Origin of the sequence: Flavobacterium turcicum (assembly GCF_011365745.1) — a bacterium.
GTDB classification, from domain to species: domain Bacteria; phylum Bacteroidota; class Bacteroidia; order Flavobacteriales; family Flavobacteriaceae; genus Flavobacterium; species Flavobacterium turcicum.
Genome location: NZ_JAAOBY010000003.1, coordinates 1 through 18,983 on the forward strand (window position 1 = coordinate 1; position 18,983 = coordinate 18,983).

An 18,983-nucleotide genomic window follows, 5' to 3' on the forward strand; every position below is an offset into this window, starting at 1 on the left:
GAAATTGGTAGACACGCTGGACTTAAAATCCAGTGAACAGCAATGTTCGTGCGGGTTCAAGTCCCGCTCTGAGTACAGATAAAAACCCTCCTACACTAATGTGTGGGAGGGTTTTTTGCGTTTAAATGATAGTAAATTTAAATTTTGAGAACTTTAAAAATATAGGATATTCTTAAAATTTATTTTAGTCAGCTTTCTAAAGGCATTTTTAAGCGGTGTTGTCTTCTAAAATATTATTCTATTTATTATGGAGTCTATCTTATAATTTATTATCGGGTTAATAATTTATTAAATTAGTATCATGAGGTAATTGTCAACAGTGGGTTTAAACTTTATGTTGTATTTTTGTATAAAATATATTTATAATATGAAGAAAATTTTTTTGTTTTTGACAGTTGTTTTGTCTCTAAACTCACAAGCTCAACAACGCCCTAAATTGGTAGTAGGCATAGTAGTAGATCAAATGAAAATGGAATATTTATATCGTTTTTCAGATGATTTTTCTGCAAATGGATTTAAAAGATTGATGAATAATGGATATACTTTTCATAATATGCATTATAATTATGTGCCAACTTATACTGCGCCAGGTCATGCCAGTATTTATACTGGAGCAACTCCATCAACGCATGGTATTGTTGGAAATGATTGGTTCAATAAAGCGACGGGAAAAGATATGTATTGTACTGACGATGCATCTGTTAAAACAATAGGTGATGGTACGGATAAAGAGGGTGCAATGTCACCTAGAAATCTTTTAAGTACTACTATTACAGATGAGTTGCGTATGGCAACTAATTTTAGAGGTAAAGTAATCGGATTGAGTATTAAAGATCGTGGTGCTATTTTACCAGCAGGACATTTTGCTAATTGGGCATTTTGGTACAGTTCAACAGGTTCCTTCATTTCAAGTACGTTTTATGGTGCAAATTTGCCTAATTGGGTAACTGAATTCAACCAAGAAAAACGGTTTATGAACTATGTAAATAAAGGTTGGAGTTTATTGAAGCCATTAGCAACCTATAATGAAAGTTTAGCTGATGATAATCCATACGAGGGGAAATTAGATAAAGCTAATGGTCCTGTTTTTCCTTATGATTTAGCTAAGATCTATAAAGATAAAGGAGCTGATGTGTTACGAACTACACCCTTTGGTAATGATATTTTAGCAGATTTAGCTATGAAAGCTATTGAAAAAGAGGAGTTAGGAAAAGATGATGTAACGGATTTTTTAACGGTTAGTTTTTCTTCTACAGATTATGTTGGTCATACTTTTGGACCTCGTTCTATAGAACTGCAAGATACTTATTTACGCCTTGATCAAAATATAGATCAATTTTTAAATTACTTAGACAAGACAGTTGGAAAAGATAATTATTTGGTTTTTTTAACTGCTGATCATGCTGGGGCAGAAAATCCAAATTATTTAAAGGATAATAAATACAATGTAAAAAATGTACCTACTAAGGGTTTTGTTGAATCTTTAAAGAAATTTTCAAATGAAACTTTTGGAGTAGATCTTATCTTGGACTATTCTAATTTCAATGTATTTTTTAATATGGATTTGGTAAAACAAAAAGGTTTAGAATTAACAAAAGTAAAAGAGAGATTCAAAGGATTTTTGATGACACAAGAACACATCAAAAGAGTGTACACTGAGGAAGAAATTTTAGCTTCGTCTGGTGATGATTATTTTTTGAGTTCCATAGCTAAAGGTTATGATCCTAAGCAGAACGGTGAGTTAGTTATTCTTGATAAGACTGGCTATATGGAATATCAGGCTACGGGCACAACACATGGATCTCCAAATAGTTATGACACTCATGTACCCCTTCTTTTTTATGGATGGCATGTTCCTAAAGGTGAGTTACACGCAAAGAAATATATCACTCAAATTGCACCAACACTTTCGCAAATGTTAAAAATTCCGTTTACGAATGGCACTGAGTCAGAAGTTTTAGAAACTTTACTTGATAAATAATAGTTTTTTGAATTGAAAAATCCCATTTACATCTGATTGACTGTAAATGGGATTTTCTATTTTAAACCGCTGCTATTGCTTGTGGTAATGGAATTTGATTTTTCAATAAATCTTCAAAGGTTTCGTGGGCTCTGATTAAATGTCCTTCGCCGCTCATCCATAAAACTTCAGCAGGTTTGTATCTGGAGTTATAGTTTGATGCCATAGAGAAACAATAGGCTCCTGCATTTCTAAATGAAAGTATATCGCCTTCTTTGATTTCTGCAATTCTTCTGTTGTTTGCAAATGTATCCGTTTCACAAATATATCCTACTACAGAGTAAAAACGCTCTTTCCCTTTTGGGTTTGAGATGTTTTCGATATGGTGCTGAGAACCATAAAACATTGGACGAATTAAGTGATTGAAACCACTATCGATTCCTGCGAATACGGTTGAAGTTGTTTGTTTAACGACATTAACTTTTGCTAAGAAATATCCAGCTTCACTTACAAGGAATTTTCCTGGTTCGAAAATCAATGTTAATTCTTTACCGTACTCATCACAGAAAGCATTGAATCTTTTTGATAATTTTTTACCCAATTCTTCAATATCTGTTTCGATGTCGTCTTTTTTGTAAGGCACTTTAAACCCACTTCCGAAATCTAAGAATTCTAAGTTTTTGAAATTTCTTGCGGCATCAAATAATATTTCAGCTGCATACAAAAACACTTCAATATCTAAAATATCGGAACCAGTGTGCATGTGTATACCTACGATATTCATTTTTGTATTTTCTACAATGCGAACTAAATGTGGTAATTGGTGAACTGAAATTCCAAATTTACTATCAATATGACCTACAGATATATTGGCGTTTCCGCCTGCCATAACGTGAGGATTGATTCGGATGCAAACTGGTACGTTTGGATATTTTGTTCCAAATTGTTCCAAAATTGATAAATTATCAATGTTTACTTGAACTCCCATTGCTGCAACCTCTTCTATTTCTTCAAGCGAAACACCGTTTGGAGTATAAAATATTTTTTCCGGTTCGTAGCCTGCGTGCAAGCCTAATTGTACTTCTTGAATAGAAACAGTATCTAAACCTGAACCCATTTCTCGTAACAATTGAAGTATCGCCACGTTTGATAAGGCTTTCATTGCATAATTGATGCGCAACTGTTTTACCTTAGAAAAAGCTTTGGATAGTCTGTTGTATTGAGATTGTATTTTTTCGGCATCATATACGTATAATGGACTACCAAATTGTTCTGCTAATTGTACTAAGTCTTTTGATTGCATAATTATTAATTTTGAACAAATTTATTACTCTTTATTTAGTCCTACAAGGGAAGATATGAATTCTAACAAATTGTAACAAAAAGTTATATTTTAAACAAATTAGTGTTTTAGATACGAATTTTCACTTTGGGTGAGGGATGGTAGCGGATAGCCCACAGACGCTGTAGTTTTTACGAAAGCGGCGCGGACTTGAAGTGAACAGCCCGACGCTACCGCAACGATAGTGGAGGTAGGCGCACCTCCTAAAAAATCAAATGACTGCCATTAATTAAATTGGCAGTCATTTTTTGATTGTTTAAAACAATTTATAGGCTAGGCAAATCGCCATTTCCTTTGGTTGGTAAATTGGTATAACCCATCAAGTATTTATCTACTTCTCTGGCGGCTTCACGACCTTCAGAAATTGCCCAAACAATTAAGGATTGCCCTCTACGCATGTCGCCTGCAGTGAAAATATGCGGAATATTGGTTTGGTAATTGGTAGCTTGATAGTTGTTACGGGAGTCAATTTTGATACCTAGCTGCTCGCTTAATGTTTTTTCAGGGCCTGTAAAACCGAGTGCTAAAAGTGCCAAGTCACAAGGCCAGATTTTTTCGGAACCTTCTTTTTCAATTAATTCAGGTCGCTGACCAGGTGTCATTTTCCAAGCGACTTCAACGGTTTTCAAGCCGACCAGTTCTCCAGCTTCATTGGCTATAAATTCCTTCGTATTGATGAGCCAGTTTCTGTCGCAACCTTCTTCATGAGAGCTAGACGTCTTTAATTGCAAGGGCCAAAAAGGCCATGGAGTTGATTCGCTTCGGCTTACTGGAGGTTTTGGTAAAATTTCAAAATTTGTAACTGATTTGGCACCATGACGGTTTGACGTTCCTACACAGTCTGATCCGGTATCTCCACCGCCAATAACGATAACATTTTTATTAGTTGCTTTGATTTGATTAGGAATCGATTCACCGTATAATGCTTTGGTTTGCTGTGTTAAAAAGTCCATTGCCTGCACCACACCTTTGCTTTCAATTCCTTTTGTTGGTAAACTGCGACGCTCTGTAGCACCACCGCATAATACAACAGAATCGAAATTATTGAGTTCTGAAATTTCATAATTTATCCCCACATTGACATTGGTTTTAAATGTAATTCCTTCCGCTTCTAAAACTTTTATACGTCTATCAATAATCCCTTTTTCTAGTTTGAAATTTGGAATTCCATAACGCAATAATCCACCAATGGCATTGTCTCTTTCGAATACTGTAACGGTATGTCCGGCGCGGTTTAATTGTTGTGCTGCCGCCAAACCAGCAGGTCCAGATCCAATTACGGCAACTGTTTTTCCGGTTCTAACCCCTGGAGGTTGTGGTTTGATCCAACCTTCGGCAAAGCCTCTTTCAATAATATTTTTTTCAATATTTTCGATAGCAACTGGCTCGCTAATGATTCCTAGAACACATGATTTTTCGCAAGGAGCTGGACAAAGTCTTCCTGTAAACTCAGGAAAATTATTAGTAGATTGTAATATTTTCAGTGCACTTTCCCATTCCTCTTGATGCACCATATCGTTGAAATCAGGAATTAAGTTTCCTAACGGACACGAGCTGTGGCAAAATGGAATGCCGCAATCCATACATCTGGAACCTTGTTCTTTTATTTTATCTTTGGTTAATGGAATTGTAAATTCATTATAATTTGTTACTCTTTCTGGAACTGCAACATTACTTTCGTCGGTTCTAGAATATTCTTTAAATCCTCCTATTTTTCCCATGACTATGATGCTATTAGTTCTTTAATTTCTTTTTCTTCGGCTAAGCGCTGCAACGCTTTTTTGTAATCTGTAGGCATTACTTTTACAAAATGCAGACTTTGATTTTCCCAATCCTCTAAAATTCTTTTTGCTAGAGGGCTACTCGTATACAGCGAGTGATTTTTAATCAAACGACGTAGTTTAGTGAAGTCGTCCTCTTCTAAAGATTCCAAGCCAACCATTTCCATGTTACAAACTCGTGCATCAAATTTTTTGTTGGGATCGAAAACATACGCAATTCCACCGCTCATACCGGCTGCAAAATTCCTTCCAGTTTTTCCTAAAACTACTACAGTTCCACCTGTCATGTACTCGCAGCCATGATCTCCAATTCCTTCAACAACGGCAGTTGCTCCAGAATTTCGAACACAAAAACGTTCTCCTGCCATACCATTAATGTAGGCTTCACCAGTAATAGCCCCGTATAGTGCCACGTTACCAATAATGATGTTTTCTTCGGGTTTGAAAGTAGCAGTAGGAGGAACTTTAATAATTAGTTTTCCGCCAGAAAGCCCTTTGCCTAGATAGTCATTGCAGTTGCCATGAATTTTAAATGATAAACCATTTGTTGCAAAAGCCCCAAAACTTTGTCCAGCCGATCCTGTAAAATCAACTAAAATAGTATCTTCAGGTAATCCTTGTGCGCCATAAATTTTTGAGATTTCGTTACTCAATATGGCTCCTACAGATCGATCGGTGTTTTTGATATCGAAGGTGACTCTTGTTTTTTCTTTTCTGTAAATTGATGGAATCGCCGCTTTGATAATATCAAAATCCAAAACATGTTCTAAAGCATGATCTTGAGTAGTTGTATTGTGATTGGGAACTTCTTTTGCTTTTTCTGGCTTGTATAAAATGGAAGACAAATCTAATCCACTAGCTTTGTAATGCTTGATGGCTTTGTTTACATTCAGTTTTTGTGATTGACCAACCATTTCTTTTAATGTTCTAAAGCCTAATTGCGCCATGATTTCTCGCAATTCTTCGGCAATAAAATACATGAAGTTGATAATGTGCTCTGGCGTTCCTTTGAAATTTTTTCTCAATTCAGGATCTTGTGTTGCAATACCTACCGGACATGTATTCAAGTGACAGGCTCGCATCATGATACAACCTGAAGCTACTAATGGCGCTGTTGCAAAACCAAATTCCTCTGCTCCAAGTAAGGCAGCAATAGCTACATCGCGACCCGTTTTTAGTTGGCCATCACATTCTAAAACGATGCGGCTTCGTAAATCGTTCAAAATCAATGTTTGTTGCGCCTCTGCAAGACCAAGTTCCCAAGGAATTCCGGTATGAGTTAATGAAGTTAACGGAGCGGCTCCAGTTCCTCCATCGTATCCTGAAATTAAAATCACATCTGCTTTTGCCTTTGCAACTCCAGCGGCTATTGTACCTACACCAACTTCAGAAACTAATTTGACATTAATTCTAGCTTCGCGATTGGCATTTTTTAAGTCAAAAATTAACTGCGATAAATCTTCAATTGAATAAATATCATGGTGAGGTGGTGGCGAAATTAAGCCAACATATGGTGTTGAATTTCGAGTTTCGGCAATCCAAGGCACTACTTTTTCACCAGGTAATTGACCACCTTCACCAGGCTTTGCTCCTTGTGCCATTTTGATTTGTATTTCACGAGCGTTGGTCAAATAGTTGATTGAAACCCCAAAACGGCCAGAAGCAACTTGTTTGATAGCGCTATTTCTCGAGTCTCCATTTAAGTCTTTTTGAAAACGTTTTGGATCTTCTCCTCCTTCTCCAGAATTGCTTTTACCACCAATTCTGTTCATGGCAATGGCTAGGTTTTCGTGTGCTTCTTGGCTGATGGATCCATATGACATGGCACCTGTTTTGAATTTTTTTACAATTTCAGTCCAAGGCTCCACTTCATCCAAAGGGATAGGATCTAAGTTGTTGAATTCAAATAAGCCTCTTATGGTCATCAAATTTTCACTTTGATCATTGACCATTTTAGAGTATTCTTTATAACTTTCAGGACTATTTAAACGAACTGCTTGTTGTAATTTAGAAATAGTAGTTGGATTGAACATGTGCTTTTCACCTGATCTTCTCCATCTGTAAACACCACCAATTTCGAGTGGAAGTAAATTACTTACTTTGGAATTTGGAAAGGCTTTTTGGTATCTTTTTTTGACTTCTTTTTCAATTTCCATCAAGCCAATTCCTTCAATTCGAGATGGTGTGTATGGGAAATATTTAGAACTAAAAGTTTTGTTCAGTCCTAAGATTTCAAAAATTTGTGCCGCTCTGTACGAATGCAAAGTAGAAATTCCGATTTTATTCATGATTTTCAGAATACCTTTTGCGATGGCTTTGTTGTAATTTTTAATGGCATAATCAGCTTTTACACCAGTGATAAATCCTGCATTTACTTGATTGTGGATGATTTCGTTGACCATATATGGATTTATGGCACTTGCTCCGTAACCAAATAATAGGGCAAAATGATGCGGCTCGCGTGGTTCTGCCGATTCAATAAGAATCCCAAATTTTGATCGAACTTTAAGAATGTTTAGCGAATGATGAATATACGAACACGCCAATAACATTGGAATAGGAGCCATTTTTTCACTAACACCTCTGTCTGACAAAATTACAATATTGCAGCCTTCTGCAACTGCTTTGTAGGTGGCTTGCACTGCTTTTTCAAGTGCGCGTTCTAAGCCGTTTACGCCTTTTTTGATCTCGTACAACATTGAAATAGTGACCGACTTGAAATCGGCATGATCGATGTTTCGAATTTTGTCCAAATCTTCGTTGGAGATAACAGGATTTTGGATTTTTAGTTTTTTACAATGCTTGGGAACAATATCAAAAATATTATAATCGCCACCAATGGCCAAGCTAATATCAGTAATGATTTCCTCGCGAATACCATCTAACGGAGGGTTAGTTACTTGTGCAAAAAGTTGTTTGAAATAATTATACAACAATTGAGGCTGATCAGATAATACTGCGAGAGGAGTATCATTCCCCATTGAACTTAGCGCTTCGGCTCCTTCGGCACCCATTGGGTTGATGATGGTTTTTAAATCTTCAATCGTATATCCAAATAAGCGCTGTCTGGTTTCAAAATCAATATTTTCAACAGGAATAGGATTGTCAGTATATGGAATTTGCGCTAACGGAAGTAAATTTTCATCTAACCATTGTTTGTAAGGGCGCTTGGTGACAATTGCATTTTTGATTTCGTCATCTTCTATAATTCGGCCTTCATTCATGTCAACTAAAAACATTTTCCCTGGTTCTAATCGACCGTGCTGAATCACATCTTCTGGTTTGATATCTAATACACCAATTTCAGAGGACATAATTACGAAACCACTTTTGGTTAAGGTGTATCGAGAAGGACGCAAACCATTTCTATCCAATAGCGCTCCAATAACGTTACCATCTGTAAAAGGAATAGAGGCTGGACCATCCCAAGGTTCCATAATACAGGCGTTGTATTCGTAAAAAGCTTTCTTATCTTCTGACATCGTTTGGTGTTTTTCCCAAGCTTCAGGAACCACCATCATCATGGCTTCAGGCAAGGAACGTCCTGTCATCAGTAACAATTCAATAACCATATCCATTGAGGCAGAATCTGATTTTCCTTCCAAGATAATTGGGAAAAGCTTTTTGATGTCTTCGCCAAAAACATCACTTTTCATCAACTCTTCACGGGCACGCATGCGGCTTATGTTTCCGCGGAGTGTATTGATTTCTCCGTTGTGGCACATATAGCGAAAGGGTTGCGCGAGTTCCCAAGATGGGAAAGTATTGGTAGAAAAACGTTGGTGAACCAGCGCCAAGCGAGTTACCAAGTCATCATCGAGTAAATCGGTGTAATACCTGCTGATGTCTTCGGGCATTAATAGACCTTTATATATTATGGTAGTGGTAGAAAAACTGGAGAAATAAAAACGATAGCTCTCGGATATTCTGGAATTTAATACGGTATGCTCTGCTATTTTTCTTGCAGCAAACATTTTGGCATTGAAGGCTTGTTCTGTCAAATCTTGCCCATTTTTACCCACAAAAACTTGAACTACATTAGGTTCTTTTTCGGCGGCAATTGCACCTAAATTAGTAACATCAACTGGAACGGTACGCCAGCCTAAAATAGATAAGTTTTGATCTTGAATGGCTTTTTCAAAAGTAGTTTTACAAAATAAAAGTTGGTTCGCACTTTTAGGCATAAACAACATTCCAACTGCATATTCTCTTATTTCAGGTAGATCGAAATCACAGACTTTTTTAAAAAAAGCGTGAGGAATATCAAATAAAATTCCAGCCCCATCTCCTGTGCGTCCGTCAGAACTCACGGCACCGCGGTGTTCTAACTTGATTAAAATGTCAAGTGCTTTGTGAATAATATCGTTCGACTTAATTCCATTTAGATTACAAATAAATCCTGCTCCGCAATTATCGTGTTCAAATTCGGGCAAATACAGACCTTGTTCTTTAACTTTCATGCTTAATTTTTTTCTTCAAAATTAAATATTTAGTATGGAATATTAGTCAAATTGGTTAAATACGAGTATTTTTTATAGTAATAACAGAAAAACGTTGTGAAAAATATAAAAACGTGATTTAAAGGGAGGTGATTTGTTTTTTCGATAAAATTCGAGTCTACAAATAGACAAATCGCAAGTGGAAAAGCATAAACAAAGCTGATTTTCAACGGGGAGTAAAAAAATATAACAAAATTATAACAGAAGCTTAAATTTGTTTTGGTTGACACGGTTTAGGTAGTCTTTCATCACTAATAATTCCCCAATTTTTTAGTAAAAAAAAGAGCAGTTACACATAATTTTGCTATTTTTGTGCCACTTTATAATCTGAAAAAATTTCAGAAGCCAGACAAATTCTATATTATGAACATACACGAATATCAAGGAAAAGAGATTTTAGCTAGCTACGGAGTGCGTATTCAACGCGGAATCGTTGCTAATAGCCCAGTTGAAGCGGTAGCTGCTGCCAAACAATTAACAACTGAAACCGGTACAAGTTGGTATGTGGTAAAAGCACAAATTCACGCAGGTGGACGTGGAAAAGGTGGAGGAGTTAAACTTGCTAAAAATTTACAGCAAGTAGAAGAAATTGCAGAACAAATCATCGGAATGCAATTGATCACGCCTCAAACCTCTGCTGAAGGTAAAAAAGTACACAAAGTATTAATTGCTGAAGATGTATACTATCCTGGTGAAAGTGAAACTTCTGAATTTTATGTTTCTGTTTTATTGAATAGAGCTACAGGACGTAACATGATCATGTATTCTACTGAAGGTGGAATGGATATTGAAGAAGTTGCTGAGCACACACCACACTTGATTTTTACGGAAGAAATTGATCCTTCTGTAGGATTACAAGGTTTTCAAGCAAGAAGAATTGCTTTTAACTTAGGTCTTTCTGGAAATGCTTTTAAAGAAATGGTGAAATTCATCGACTCTTTATACAATGCATACATCGGATCAGATGCATCTATGTTCGAAATCAACCCGGTTTTGAAAACATCTGATAATAAAATTATGGCTGTTGATGCTAAAGTAAATATCGATGATAATGCTTTATACAGACAACCAAAATATGCTGACATGCGTGACGTTCGTGAGGAGAATCCAATCGAAGTTGAAGCAAAAGAAGTAGGATTAAACTATGTTGACCTTGACGGTACTGTAGGATGTATGGTTAACGGTGCAGGTCTTGCAATGGCAACTATGGATTTAATAAAATATGCTGGTTTTGAGCCTGCTAACTTCCTTGACGTAGGAGGAACTGCTGATGCAAAACGTGTTGAAACTGCGTTCCGTATTATCTTAAAAGATCAAAACGTGAAAGCGATTTTGATTAATATTTTTGGTGGAATCGTACGTTGTGACCGTGTGGCGCAAGGTGTTGTTGACGCTTACAAAAATATGGGTGATGCTATTAAAGTTCCAATCATTGTTCGTTTACAAGGTACCAATGCAGCTATTGCAAAGGAATTAATCGATAATTCAGGAATGCCAATTTTATCTGCTGTTGAATTCCAAGAAGCAGCTGATCAAGTACAAGCGGCACTTTCTTAATTTATTTTTTGTTATATATTACAAACCTGTTTGTTTCTGGCAAACAGGTTTTTTTTTGCTTTTACTTTGTCCTAAACTATTGCTAATAAAATTGTAACAGTAACTGATTTGTTAGCCCTTTGATTTACCTTTGTCTTTACAAAAAACAGTTTATGAAACTTCACATACACAATAGCTTTATTACGGAATTACCAGCTGATAAAGATCAAAATAACATTCCGCGTCAAGTAGAAAAAGCTTGTTTTTCATATGTGCAACCGGTAGTGCCATCTAAACCTGTGTTAATTCATGCCGTTGCTGAAGTTGCAGACATTATTGGTTTATCACAAACTGATTTGGACAGTCCTGAGTTTTTAAAGGTCTTTTCAGGATCAACAGTTTATTCGGGAACTAAACCGTATGCCATGTGTTATGCAGGACATCAGTTTGGCAATTGGGCTGGGCAGTTGGGAGATGGTCGTGCTATAAATTTGACTGAGGTTATAAATAATGATCAGCTGTATACTCTTCAATTAAAGGGTGCCGGACCTACACCGTACTCTCGAAATGCAGACGGTTTTGCTGTTTTGCGCTCGTCTATCCGTGAATATTTGTGTGCTGAGGCCATGCATCATTTGGGAGTTCCTACAACGCGCTCTTTATCTTTGATGGAAACAGGTGATCCGGTTTTACGTGATGTTTTATACAATGGCAATCCTGCTTATGAAAAAGGTGCAGTGGTATGCAGAGTAGCGCCTTCTTTTATTCGTTTTGGAAGCTTCGAAATTTTTGCCGCCCGCAATGATCTTGAAAATCTAAGATTATTGACTGATTATACCATCAAACACCATTTTTCGGATATAAAAGAAGAAGGTGTGTCAAAATATGTTGCCCTTTTTAGTGCTGTTGCAAAAGCGACTCGTACCATGATTATTCATTGGCAGCGCGTGGGTTTTGTGCATGGTGTAATGAATACCGATAACATGTCTATTCACGGAATTACGATTGATTATGGACCTTACGGCTGGCTTGAGGATTACAATTCAGGATGGACACCCAATACGACTGATGCCCAATACAAAAGATATCGATTTGGTAATCAAGCCGAAATTGCGTTGTGGAATTTGTATCAATTGGCAAATGCTTTATTTCTTCTTATTGAGGAAGCCGCGCCATTAGAAGCTGTTTTAGAGTCTTTTCAATCCAATTACGAAAAGGATTATTTACAAATGATGCAGGATAAATTGGGATTAACGGGCGATGCCGAAAATGATTTGATTTTAATTGGCACTTTGGTGCAATTATTAGAAAAGGCAGAAACGGATATGACTCTCTTTTTTAGAATGTTGAGTAAAATCACAAAAGATAACGCTGGTGAAGCAGCTTTTGAGACTATTCGAATTGCTTTTTATAATGAAGCACAATTGCCTCAGAATGTGAGAAGCGAGTGGGAGCAATGGTTGCAAAATTATTTGAATCGTTTACAAAAGGAAACTATTTCAGATGAAGAGCGAACAAACAAAATGAATGCTTGTAATCCGAAATATGTGTTACGTAATTATATGGCGCAATTAGCTATTGATGCCGCCGAAAAAGGAGACTATTCAATTGTAATAGAATTATTTAATGTGCTTCAAAAACCATACGAGGAACAACCCGAATTTGAGAAATGGTTTGCAAAAAGACCAGATTGGGCTCGTGAAAAAGTAGGTTGTAGTATGTTGAGTTGTAGTTCGTAAACCGCAAACCAAAATTTTTTACTTTTAGTTTTATTCTTTTTTTGAAGCATTTTTTAAAATTTGCTCCTTTTTATCCTTGATGTTTTTTGCAGTTTTTCCGAGAATGTGAATGATGTCTGATTGAATTTCTCCAGAACTTAAATTGTAAAATTCGGTGGTGTTGGTTGTAATGACCTCTAAGATATAATTGCGATTTAACTGTAAAGTTTCGATTCCGTCTTTAATTATTTCACCGTTGATTGCGTATCCCACACTTTTGGTTTTGACTTTGGTATATTCATTTTTTATTTGTTCCAAAGTCATGAAGTCAAACTGTTTCGGATTTTTGGATTGAATAAAAAGTTGACCTTCAAAACGGACATTGTTTATTGTTGTATCTCTTTTTATGACATTAACGGTTGCAATAAGGTCGGGTTCGATGTAAGCTATGGTTTCCTGCGAAACCAATTTGCCATCAAAAAAGAAAGCTGGATCGGCAACTTTTTTAGTTTGAGCAGAAAGATTTAGTGCAAAAAATACAAAAAGTAAAGAAAATAGCCGTTTCATAGGATTTGATTTTGATTAAAAAAAATCCTGATGGATTATCAGGATTTTGAATGAGCTTTATTTACCGAGTTCTTCTAGTACGTCCGATTCATAAATATGGAAACCTTGAGTATTTTTCTGCGCTAATGTGTACATTGCTTTGGCAACTGTAGCGCCTTGTATGGCTTTATATTTTTTTAAGTTTCCTTGAAATACAAAGGAGAATATTTTCATAAAAAGAGCACCTACTTTTTCTCCAAATCTAAATTCAGTTCTTGGACCAAGCAATAGCGAAGGTTGCAGAATAGCAACGCTCTCAAAGGGTAAGGTTTTTAAAAAATCCTGAATTTCACCTTTGGTTTTGAGGTAAAAATTAGTTGATGTTGCCGATGCGTTCAACGATGAAATCAATAAAAACTGCTTTACATTTTGTGCTACAGCAATGCTTGCAAACTGTTTTGGGTATTCAAAATCTACTTTTCTAAACGCTTCTTGGCTTCCTGCATTTTTGATAGTCGTTCCAATAGTACAAAACAAATCGTCACCCACGATGTACTGTTGGAAACTTTCTGGTGCATCGAAATTAATTTGATGTTGCACGAGTTTAGGATGTTGCAAGCCTGTATCTCTTTTTACGAAAGTAATTACTTTGCTGTAATCAGCACTTTCTAATAAAAGTTGTACTAAAGCAGAGCCAATCAATCCGGTGCTTCCAATAACGATCGCTGTTTTCATTCGGTTTATTTTTTGTTTTTACCGAAGTTGTATTTTACTTTTTCAACCACTTGCACTTTAGGAGTTCCTTTTGCGAAAGTTTTTTTGAATGGTTTTTTAGCAGCCGGTTTTGCTTTAGCAGGAGCTTCATCTCCTCGTGAACCTTCCGTGTCTCTTGGTTTTGCTTTAAATTCCGGTCTGTTTTCGGCACCGTCTTTCACAGGAATTTGCGCTTTGTGTTTGGCTAAAACGTCTTTTGGATTCTTCGGGTTTTCTTTCGTTCCACGCAAGTGAATAACTAAGCCGTTCAAGAAATTACGCAACACTTGATCTCCGCATTCCATATAATTTTCGTGCTTTTCATCTCTAAAAAAAGCGCCTAATTCTGATTTTGAAATTCTAAAATCAACTAATTCTAAAATTTCTACTATTTGATCATCACGCAACATCAATGCTACGCGAAGTTTTTTGAAGATATCGTTATTTGTCATGATATGTATTTTTAGCAAAGGTACGGTTTATAAGTAATTAGCGGTTGTTTTTTTTAATAGTCTCTTTCCATTACTAGTGTACAAAAGTTGCACACCATTTCCAGCAGTGGCAGCGTAGATAGTTTTGCCGAATTCTAATTTAATTCCGGTAGCGATGTCTTCTTGCAGTAATAATGCGCCATCCATGTCTACAAAATCTAATTCAGGGAGTAAATGCGCGATAGAGGAGATGCCCACGGTTGATTCGGTCATACAACCAACCATAGTTTTCATTCCTAGTTTCTTGGCTTCAGCTAGCATTCGTCGGCCAGGAGTTAAGCCGCCACACTTGGTTAGTTTGATATTTACACCGTGAAAATGTTGGTAACATTTCGCTACATCTGTTTCAACAATGCAACTTTCATCAGCAATAATAGGTAAAACGGAGTGTTCATATACTTTTTTATGACCTTCCCAATCGTTGGCAGGTAAAGGTTGTTCTAAAAATTCTACGCCAAGATGTTGCAATTCCTTTGCATTTTTAAGTGTTTCATCAACGGTCCATCCGCAGTTTGCATCAATTCTAAAAATTGCATTGGTATGTTTGCGAAGTGCTTTTACGATTGCCAAATCTTCAGCTGTGCCTAGTTTAATTTTATAAATCGGCCAAGGCAATTCTTCCATTTTTGCAATCATTTTGTCAATAGAATCAATTCCAATTGTGTAATTGCTCAGCGGATTATTTGCAGTATTGTAGTTCCATAATTCGTATAGTTTTAAACCTTTTGATCGTGCATACCAATCGTTGTAAGCATTGTCTAAAGCACACAATGCAAATTTATTATGTGTTAGAAAAGGTGCTAATTGAGTCCAAAAATCTTCTGGTTTGCAAGGTGCAAGTGTGTCTAAAAATGGCTCTAACTTCTTTAAGTCTTCGACCATGATGGGTACTGTAATGTTATAATACGGATTTGCGGTAGCTTCACCATAACCAGAGCAACCGTCACTTTGTAATTCGACAATTAATGTAGGCTGCGTGTTGATTGATTTTCTCGAAATGGTAAAAGTATGTTTGAGTTTTAAATCGTATTGATGCAATAAAAGTTTCATGTGTTTCAATCATTTTCAAAATTAATAGCCAAGCCACAAAAGCGCTTCTACAAAATTATCTCTCCACAGTTTTTCGTTGTGTTGGCCACCTTTAACTATTTTTTTCTCGTTTCTGTTTAAGCAATAACAGCGGTTGGAGTTCAAAAGGTATTCCATCTTGTTAAGGTCAGCAACCATTTCTGGACTTTCATTGTCTCCACAAAGAAAATAGATTTTGGCTTTCGTTTTTTTACTGCTTTCCATGAACGTATAAATCTCTTTTGAAAACCAAAACGAAGGTGAAAAAACGCCTGCTTTGCCAAATATTTCAGGATAATTTAAAACGGCGTAAAAGGAGTTGAGTCCACCCAAAGAGCTTCCCATGATCAGTGTATGATTTTTATCGGTTTTAGTTCTAAAGTTTTGATCAACATAAGGTTTTAGTGTTTTTGTGATGAATTCTAGGTATTCGTCTGCTTTGCCGCCACCATATTTTTCGTTTTTAAAAGGCGTAAGTTCGTCTAGTCGTTTTTCATTGCCATGCGCAATTCCGATAACGATAATTTGTGTTTGCAAACTATCGAGTTTTTCATCAATATTCCACTCGCCACTATAAGAAGTTGCAGCATCGAATAAATTTTGACCGTCGTGCATGTACATCACGGGATATTTCTTTTTGGAACTTTTGTAATTTTTAGGCAAGTATACCCAGATTTTTTTGGTGGTTTGTAATTGTGGCGCTTTAATTTCAAAAGTACTCACTTGTTGGGATGCGGTACTTGATTGACCTTGAGCTATTACTGTAGATAATAACAACAAGCAAACGGATAAAAATTTCACTGTCATAAAAGTGATTTTGTGTATGTGATCTAAAAACAATAATTTAGCTAAAAATAGGAATTTGATGGCTACTTTCGAAGAAAAGAGAAGTTTACTTTTAGAATTAATTGCTTTTGCTACCGTTGATGGTAAACTACATCCAAGAGAATACGAGTTCTTGCGAATTGTGGCTGTTGAATTAGGTTTTAATACCGCTGATTTTCAAGCACTATTTCATGAAGAATTGCCAGAGCTTCCAATTCGCTCAGAGTTTATGCGCATACAACAATTTTATCGATTGGCTTTACTTATGCACTGCGATGGCGTTTTACATGACAAAGAATTAGCTGCCATTCAGCAAATTGCTATTAAAATGGGGTTAAATCCGCACGCTACAAAGCGCATTTTAAAATTAATGGAAAAATCACCTTTCTCTGTTATTGAAAGCGAAGTTCTGTTGACTATTTTTCAAGAGCAACACAATTAACTAAGTTGCTCTTGTAATGCCTTGATTTCATCACGGAATTTGGCTGCCTGCATAAAGTCTAATTCTTTGGCCGCCTTTTCCATATTTTTTCTTTTCTCTCGAATCAATTTTTCAATTTCTGGTTTCGATAAATAGGCATTTACAGGCTCTGCAGCTATTGGTGCACTGTTACCCAATTCATAATCTACCAAAGTATTTTTGGTAAATGCGCTTTCGATTTTTTTGTTCAGCGCTTGCGGTACTACATTGTTTGCAACGTTGTAATTGATTTGTTTGGTTCTGCGGTATGAGGTTTCATCAATTGTTTTTTGCATGCTGTCTGTAATTTTATCAGCATACATGATGGCTTTTCCGTTCAGGTTTCTCGCTGCACGACCAATAGTTTGTGTTAATGATCGGTGGCTACGTAAAAAACCTTCTTTATCGGCATCTAAAATTGCAACAAGAGAAACTTCAGGTAAATCAAGTCCTTCACGCAGTAAGTTGACACCAATTAGGACATCAAAAATTCCTTTTCGTAAATCTTGCATGATTTCAATTCGTTCCAAAGTATCTACTTCTGAGTGAATATAACGACAACGAATATGAACTTTAGTTAAATATTTAGCCAACTCTTCAGCCATTCTTTTTGTCAAAGTGGTTACTAAAACGCGTTCATCTTGTTCGGCTCGTTGTTGAATTTCTTCAATTAAATCGTCAATTTGATTTAAACTCGGCCTAATTTCAATAATAGGATCTAATAATCCAGTAGGACGAATTACTTGCTCTACCACAACACCTTCCGTTTTTTGTAATTCATAATCAGCTGGAGTAGCAGATACATAAATGACTTGGTTTTGCATGGCTTCAAATTCCTCAAATTTCAATGGGCGATTGTCCATCGCAGCGGGAAGTCGGAAACCATATTCCACTAAGTTTTCTTTACGGCTGCGGTCGCCTCCGTACATAGCACTAACTTGTGATAATGTAACGTGACTTTCATCAACCACCATCAAATAATCTTTCGGAAAATAATCTAATAAGCAAAAAGGTCTTGTGCCTGGCAAACGGCCATCTAAATAACGTGAGTAATTTTCAATTCCGGAGCAATAACCCAATTCTCGAATCATTTCTAAGTCGAAATTAGTACGTTCTTCAAGACGTTTTGCTTCTAGATGTTTGCCTATTTCTTTAAAATAATCTACTTGTTTGACCAAATCTTGCTGAATTTCCCAAATGGCATTTTGCAGCACATCGGGCGAGGTAACAAACATATTGGCAGGATAAATTGTCAATCGTTCGAATTTTTCTAAAACTTGAGATGTTTTGGTATCAAAACTTTCGATTTCTTCAATTTCATCACCAAAAAAATGAACTCGGTAGGCTTCATCAGCATAACTTGGGTACACATCAACAGTATCACCTTTGATTCTAAAACTGCCAGGATTAAAGTCGGCCTCAGTTCTGGAATACAAACTTTGTACTAATTGATGAAGCAATTTAGTTCGCGAAATCATTTGACCTCGCTCAAGCGGAATTAAATTTTTCTGAAATTCAATTGGGTTTCCGATACCGTACAAACAAGATACAGATGCTACGACTAAAATATCACGACGACCGGAAAGTAGCGAAGCCGTTGTCGACATACGCATTTTCTCCAATTCCTCATTGATAGATAAATCTTTTTCGATGAAAACTCCGGTCACCGGCATAAAAGCCTCTGGCTGATAATAATCGTAGTAGGATACGAAATATTCTACTGCATTATTCGGGAAAAACTGTTTGAACTCAGAGTACAACTGTGCCGCTAGGGTTTTGTTGTGTGCCAAAACCAAGGTTGGACGCTGCACTTCCTGAATTACATTGGCTACTGTAAATGTTTTTCCGGATCCTGTAACTCCCAAAAGGGTTTGAAAAGGATCGCCATCAATGATACCTTGTGCTAATTTTTGAATGGCTACAGGTTGGTCGCCTTTGGGCTGGTAATCGGATACTACTTGGAACTTCATGTGGGTACAGTGCTAGTTCACAAAGATACTAAGG

The 18,983-nt window shown here is 36.5% G+C and carries 13 protein-coding genes; 4 read left to right on the forward strand and 9 right to left on the reverse strand.

The annotated features are described in order from the left end of the window. Positions 1–367 precede the first annotated feature (367 nt). Positions 368–1,981: an alkaline phosphatase PafA gene (gene pafA / locus G9Q29_RS06780; RefSeq protein WP_166134688.1), complete on the forward strand. Its 1,614-nt coding sequence runs from the start codon at positions 368–370 to the stop codon at positions 1,979–1,981. A 61-nt stretch (positions 1,982–2,042) separates the two neighbouring features. On the opposite strand, the gene lysA is transcribed toward pafA, so the two are convergent. From lysA to gltB, 3 genes are all read right to left on the reverse strand, one after another. Continuing rightward, entirely contained in the window at positions 2,043–3,263 is a 1,221-nt protein-coding gene (gene lysA, locus G9Q29_RS06785) for a diaminopimelate decarboxylase (RefSeq protein ID WP_166134691.1), read from the reverse strand. 305 nt (positions 3,264–3,568) lie between these two features. Further along, the gene (locus G9Q29_RS06790; RefSeq protein ID WP_166134694.1) at positions 3,569–5,023 is read right to left on the reverse strand and encodes a glutamate synthase subunit beta; all 1,455 of its coding nucleotides are present in this window, start codon (positions 5,021–5,023) and stop codon (positions 3,569–3,571) included. Between the two features lie 2 nt (positions 5,024–5,025). Further along, complete coding sequence (gltB, locus tag G9Q29_RS06795; protein ID WP_166134697.1) at positions 5,026–9,543, reverse strand: glutamate synthase large subunit; 4,518 nt, start codon at positions 9,541–9,543, stop codon at positions 5,026–5,028. 402 nt (positions 9,544–9,945) lie between these two features. Between gltB and sucC the strand changes: the two genes are divergently transcribed. Both sucC and G9Q29_RS06805 read left to right on the forward strand, forming a co-directional pair. Then, positions 9,946–11,139: an ADP-forming succinate--CoA ligase subunit beta gene (gene sucC, locus G9Q29_RS06800; RefSeq protein WP_166134700.1), complete on the forward strand. Its 1,194-nt coding sequence runs from the start codon at positions 9,946–9,948 to the stop codon at positions 11,137–11,139. A 152-nt stretch (positions 11,140–11,291) separates the two neighbouring features. Continuing rightward, on the forward strand, positions 11,292–12,857 hold the full coding sequence (locus tag G9Q29_RS06805; protein ID WP_166134703.1) for a protein adenylyltransferase SelO: 1,566 nt from the start codon (positions 11,292–11,294) through the stop codon (positions 12,855–12,857). Between the two features lie 30 nt (positions 12,858–12,887). On the opposite strand, the gene G9Q29_RS06810 is transcribed toward G9Q29_RS06805, so the two are convergent. From G9Q29_RS06810 to G9Q29_RS06830, 5 genes are read right to left on the reverse strand one after another with little or no spacing between them, the layout of a single operon-like run. Continuing rightward, on the reverse strand, positions 12,888–13,403 hold the full coding sequence (locus G9Q29_RS06810) for a hypothetical protein (protein ID WP_166134706.1): 516 nt from the start codon (positions 13,401–13,403) through the stop codon (positions 12,888–12,890). A 57-nt stretch (positions 13,404–13,460) separates the two neighbouring features. Then, the gene (locus G9Q29_RS06815) at positions 13,461–14,117 is read right to left on the reverse strand and encodes an NAD(P)H-binding protein (RefSeq protein WP_166134709.1); all 657 of its coding nucleotides are present in this window, start codon (positions 14,115–14,117) and stop codon (positions 13,461–13,463) included. A gap of 5 nt (positions 14,118–14,122) precedes the next feature. Beyond that, positions 14,123–14,587 carry a DUF1456 family protein gene (locus G9Q29_RS06820; protein WP_166134712.1) on the reverse strand — a complete coding sequence of 155 codons (465 nt, stop codon included), beginning with the start codon at positions 14,585–14,587 and terminating at the stop codon, positions 14,123–14,125. A gap of 27 nt (positions 14,588–14,614) precedes the next feature. Further along, the gene (locus G9Q29_RS06825; RefSeq protein WP_166134715.1) at positions 14,615–15,676 is read right to left on the reverse strand and encodes a dipeptide epimerase; all 1,062 of its coding nucleotides are present in this window, start codon (positions 15,674–15,676) and stop codon (positions 14,615–14,617) included. A 21-nt stretch (positions 15,677–15,697) separates the two neighbouring features. Further along, a complete protein-coding gene (locus G9Q29_RS06830; RefSeq protein ID WP_166134718.1) occupies positions 15,698–16,501 on the reverse strand; it encodes an alpha/beta hydrolase in 804 nt (267 codons plus the stop codon). A 58-nt stretch (positions 16,502–16,559) separates the two neighbouring features. Here G9Q29_RS06830 and G9Q29_RS06835 point away from each other — a divergent pair, with 58 nt between their 5' ends. Continuing rightward, the gene (locus tag G9Q29_RS06835; RefSeq protein WP_166134721.1) at positions 16,560–16,961 is read left to right on the forward strand and encodes a TerB family tellurite resistance protein; all 402 of its coding nucleotides are present in this window, start codon (positions 16,560–16,562) and stop codon (positions 16,959–16,961) included. Here G9Q29_RS06835 and uvrB read toward each other — a convergent pair. Beyond that, positions 16,958–18,949 (reverse strand): excinuclease ABC subunit UvrB, encoded by a 1,992-nt coding sequence (gene uvrB, locus G9Q29_RS06840; protein ID WP_166134724.1) that lies wholly within the window; start codon positions 18,947–18,949, stop codon positions 16,958–16,960. The two genes, G9Q29_RS06835 and uvrB, sit on opposite strands and share 4 nt — an antisense overlap. Positions 18,950–18,983: the final 34 nt, after the last annotated feature.